This window comes from Myxococcus sp. CA040A (assembly GCF_013336725.1).
GTDB classification, from domain to species: Bacteria; Myxococcota; Myxococcia; order Myxococcales; family Myxococcaceae; genus Myxococcus; species Myxococcus llanfairpwllgwyngyllgogerychwyrndrobwllllantysiliogogogochensis.
Map to the genome: position 1 here is coordinate 1 of NZ_JABUMR010000031.1, position 3,822 is coordinate 3,822.

Genomic DNA, 3,822 nt, shown 5'->3' on the forward strand with positions numbered 1-3,822 from the left:
TCCTCGGCCGCGCCGACTTCCAGGTGAAGCTGCGCGGCTTCCGCATCGAACTGGGCGAAGTCGAAGCCGTCCTCTCACGCCACACCTCCGTCCTCCAGGCCGTCGCGGGCGTCCACCTCGACGCCTCCGGTGACGGTCGTCTCGTCGCCTGGCTCGTCCCCCAGGCCGGCGTCTCGCTCGACGCCTCCGCCCTCCGCGACTTCGCCCAACGGCACCTGCCAGAACACATGGTGCCCTCGCTGTTCGTCTCCCTTCCCGCGCTTCCCCTCACTCCCAATGGCAAGGTCGACCGCAAGGCCCTCCCCTCGCCGCTGAGCAAGAGCCAGCAATCCGCCGTCCCCGACGACTCCGAGCCAAGGACGCCCCAGGAGAAGGTCCTCGCCGCCATCTGGTCCGAGGCCCTGCGCGCGCCGCGTGTCACGCGCCATGACAACTTCTTCGCGCTGGGTGGCGACTCCATCCTCTCCATCCAGATTGTCTCCCGCGCACGAAACGCGGGCCTCCAGCTCACCACCCAGCAACTCTTCCAGCACCCGACGCTGGAGGCCCTCGCGCGGGTCGTGAAGTTCGAGGGCAACGCATGGGCCGAGCAGCCGGACTCCGCGCTCACGCCGCGCACGTCGACGGACTCGAAGTGGCACGAGTCCACGGACGTCGTCCTGAGCCGGTTGAAGCAGGCCATCGCGGACCGGCTGGTCCCCGCGGGCACGCCGGTGGAGGACCTCTATCCGTTGTCGCCCTTGCAGCAGGGCATGCTCTTCCACACCCTCGCCGCGCCGGGCTCCGGCGTCTACGTCACCCAGTTGACGTGGACCTTCAGTGGCGCGGTGGACCTGGGGGCGTTCCGGCGCACCTGGGAGACCGTCATCCAGCGCCAGCCCCTGCTGCGCACGTCCTTCCACTCGGGCGACTCGCGGGAGCCCCTCCAGCTCGTCCACCCCGGTGCTGCCCTGCCCTGGGAGGAACTCGACTGGCGCGGAGTGGAGGAAGCAGAGCAGCAGTCCCGCTTCCAGGTCCTCCTCTCCGAGGACCGCGCTCGCGGATTCGACCTGCGCACGCCACCGCTGCTGCGCTTGACGGTCATCCGCACCGGTGAGCAGTCCTGGCGAGCCATCGGGACCTCGCATCATGTGTTGATGGACGGCTGGAGCATGGGCCTGCTCTTCCAGGACCTCTTCGCCACCTACGAGCAGATTCGCGCGGGGCTGGTGTGGGTCCGGAGCGAGGCAACGACCTTCCGCGACTACGTCACCTGGCTCCAGCGCCAGCCGATGGAGCCCGCGGAGCTCTACTGGCGCAAGACGCTGCATGGCTTCACCGCGCCCACGCCCCTCCCTGGTGCCCTTCCCCGAAGCCCGGACTCGGTGCTCCAGCGTCAGCGCCTCCAGCTCCACCTGCCCGCGCAGACGACAGCAACCCTCCAGGCCTTCGTCCGCCAGCACCGCCTCACCCTCAATGCGCTGGTCCAGGCCGCGTGGACGCTGGTGCTCTCACGTCACACCGGTGAGCAGGACATCGTCTTCGGTGCCACCACCTCCGGTCGTTCCGCCGACGTCTCCGGCATCGACCGCGCCATCGGGCTCTTCATCAACACCGTGCCCGTCCGTGTCTTCGTCGACGACGGCACCACCGCCCTCTCCTGGCTCCAGCAGCTCCACACCCAGCAGCTCGAGCTGCGCCAGTTCGAGCACACGTCCCTCGTGCGTCTGCACGGGTGGAGCGACGTGCCGCGCGGCACGCCCCTCTTCGAGTCCCTCTTCATCGTCGAGAACTTCCCCATCGACGCCGCGGTGAATTCCGCCGGGGATGCGTTGGGCATCCGCGACTTCACCATCGTGGACCAGACGGACACGCCGCTGGAGGCGTACGTCATCCCTGGGGACTCGCTGGAGCTGCGCCTGCTCTTCGACGCCGCGCGCTTCGAGCCTTCCATCCCCGAGCGTCTCCTTCATCACTGGGGCGTCGCGCTCCAGGCGCTGATGGCTGCCCCGGATGCGCGCCTCGCCTCCATCTCCCTGCTGACGAGAGATGAGCATGAGCAGGTCCTTCGCTCGTTCAACGGCAGGGCCCGCCCCGCGCCGGCTCAGAAAGACTCCGGCTCGCGATACACCGCTCCGCGCTCACGGACCGAGGAACAGCTCACGCAGGTGTTCGCCCAGGTGTTGGGCGTGGAGCATGTGGGCGCGACGGACAGCTTCTTCGCGCTCGGCGGACACTCCCTGCTCGCCACCCAGGTCGTCTCGCGCATCCACTCCGTGCTGGGAGTGGAGCTCCCACTGCGCGACCTCTTCGAGGCCCCCACCGTCGAACAGCTCTCCCGGCGGATTGAGTCGAGAAGCGGCGAGGGCACGGGAACCAGGCGCCTCCTGCTGCGCCCGGGCGCGCGCGACGGCGCCATTCCTCTTTCGTTCGCCCAGCAGCGCCTCTGGTTCCTCGATCAGCTCCAGCCCGGCGGCTCCGCATACAACATCCCGTGGGCGCTCAAGCTCACCGGAACCCTGGATTCAAACGCGCTGCGCCAGTCCCTCCGCGCGCTGATGCTGCGCCATGAAGTGCTGCGCACGCACTTCGCCATTCATGAGGGTCAGCCCGTTCAGCGCATCCAGCAGGATGTCGTGCTGGAGATGCCTCTCATCGACCTCCGCGCACTGCCGGAGCAGGAGCGGGACGCGGAAGCCCAGCGCCGGATGCGCCAAGAGGCGCTGCACTCATTCGACCTGTCTCGGGGTCCGCTGGTACACGCGACCCTGGTGCGATTGAGCGACGACGAGCACATCCTGCTCGTCACCGCACACCACATCGTCTCCGACGGATGGTCTGTCGCCATCATCGTCCGCGAGCTCGCCGCCTTCTACCGTCAGTTCGCCGGAGGAGAACCCGCCCAGCTCGCCTCCCTGCCCATCCAGTACGCCGACTTCGCCATCTGGCAGCGCCAGTGGCTCCAGGGCGACGTCCTTTCCGCCGAGATTGACTGGTGGCGCCAGGAGCTCGCCGGCGTCTCGACTTCGCTCGAGCTTCCCACTGACAGGCCGCGTCCCGCTGTTCAGACGTACCGGGGAGACATCGTCCCCGTGGCCTTGTCCAGACAGTCGAGCGACTGGGTCAAGGCGCTCGCCCAGCGCGAGGGTGCCACGCCCTTCATGGTGCTGCTGGCTTCCTTCCAGTTCCTGCTCTCCCGCTACTCGGGCCAGGACGACGTTTCCGTGGGCTCGCCCCTCGCCAACCGGAATCGCTCCGAGACCGAGGGCCTCATCGGCTTCTTCGTCAACACCCTCGTCTTCCACTCCCGACTCGACTCGAAGCAGTCCTTCCGTCAGTTGCTCTCCCAGGTGCGCACGTCCACCCTCGCCGCCTACGAGCACCAGGACGTCCCCTTCGAGAAGCTTGTCGAAGAACTCCAGCCTCAGCGTGACCTGAGCCGCTCACCGCTCTTCCAGGTCACCCTCACCCTTCAGAACGCTCCTGAAGGAGAACTCAAGCTCCCCGGCATCACGCTGGGCGCGCTGCCGCCGAGCATCGAGTCCTCGAAGTACGACATCAGCCTTCTGCTCGAAGAAGGCATCAATGGCTTCGCGGGTGTCTTCAACTACAACACCGACCTCTTCGACGCGGCGACCATGGAGCGCCTCTCGCGTCACTACGCGGTGCTGATTGAGGGACTTCAGGCGGCCCCCGATACCCAGCTTGGCCTGATCCCTCTGCTCACGTTGGCGGAGAAGCAGCAGGTCCTCGCGGGTTGGAATGGCGTTGTCAGTGATTACCCGCGCGACGCATCCATCCCTTCGCTCTTCGCTCAGCAGGCCGCGCGTACGCCTGATGCCG

At 67.5% G+C, this 3,822-nt stretch carries 1 protein-coding gene; it reads left to right on the forward strand.

Features of this window, described 5'->3' with window-relative positions; genetic code table 11:
* Positions 1–3,822, forward strand: a 3,822-nt coding sequence (locus tag HUA75_RS45950; protein ID WP_254628131.1) for a condensation domain-containing protein, incomplete at both ends; no start/stop codon positions are given.